Annotated in this window: 1 pseudogene; it reads right to left on the bottom strand. The window is 66.5% G+C overall.

Annotation, left to right across the window (positions count from 1 at the left end):
• Positions 1–136 precede the first annotated feature (136 nt).
• A pseudogene (locus tag U9980_RS28460) lies at positions 137–1233 on the bottom strand (NADP-dependent oxidoreductase).
• Between the last annotated feature and the right edge of the window lie 38 nt (positions 1234–1271).

Raw genomic sequence — 1271 nt, 5'->3', positions numbered from 1 at the left:
CTTGCGGTGACACTGCCAACCGGCCGGTCCGCATCGCTCTGGCGGGTCGATTCCGGCTGCATGTCACACCTTCGTCGACGGCTGAAGGCGAGGTTGGAGACAGATTCCTTATAACGAACTAGCTTGTCAAGGGTGATCAGTGATCCGATTCGCTACCAGCGGACTGGTCGAGACACACGATCATCTTCCCGACATTGTCGCCGCGGAGCATGGCCAGGAAGGTCGGCCAAGCGGCCTCAATACCACCGTGGACAACCGTCTCGACACTGCGGACAGCGCCCTCGCGCAGCCAGCGCGACATGTCACCGGTGAATGCGGCGCGCTGGTCGGCATGGTCACCGACGAGAAAACCCGCCATCCGCAGCCGCCGCCAGATCATCAGCAGCAGGTTGCGTGGACCGGGTACGGGCTCGGTCGCGTTGTAGGTGGAGATCGCCCCGCAGAGCGCAATGCGGCCGAACGGGCGCATCACCCGGATCGCGGCTTCCAGCTGTTCTCCCCCGACGTTGTCGAAATACACGTCCAAACCGTCGGTGTCAAGCTGCGCGAGAGCCGCGGAGAGCGACGCCCGCACAGGCTGATCACGGTAGCTGAACGCGGCGTCGAACCCCAGATCCTCGGTGAGAAAGCGGACCTTCTCCTCGGAGCCTGCACTGCCGATGACACGGCAGCCCATGACCTTGGCGATCTGGCCGACCGTGGCGCCCACCGCACCGGCCGCCGCCGAGACGAACACGGTTTCCCGGGTGTGCACGCGGCGACGTGGCGCAGCCCGACATAGGCGGTCATACCCGTGATGCCCAGTGCACCGAGGTACGTGGAGTCGGGAAACCCGGTCGTGTCGACGGGTTCAACGTCGACGGGTTCAACATCCGCGGCGGCTACCAGCGCGTACTCCCGCCATCCCGCCCGGTGGACCACGTGCCGGCCGACCGGGATGGCGGACACACCGGACGCAACCACCTCGCCGACCGCGTGTCCCTGCATCGGGGCGCCGAGCGCATAGGGCTCGACATACGAGGCCACCGCACTCATCCGGCCACGCATGTACGGTTCCACCGACATCACGGTGTTGTGCACGAGGAGCTCACCAGCGCCGGGGTCGGGTATGTCGACCTCGACCAGAGCCACATCGTCGTCCGTCGGCCATCCCGCAGGACGGCGCACCAGGTGCCATTCCCGGCTACCGGTCACCGCTGGCTCCTCTCCACCCGGTTCGCCCCGCCGGCGCATCGTCATCGGCTATTGCTCGCGCCATGACCGCGGTGGAC

It is taken from the genome of Protofrankia sp. Cr1, from assembly GCF_963555865.1.
Taxonomy (GTDB): domain Bacteria; phylum Actinomycetota; class Actinomycetes; order Frankiales; family Frankiaceae; genus Protofrankia.
Note: the sequence above shows the minus strand (reverse complement) of the source record. Positions and strands in the feature narration are given on the sequence as shown.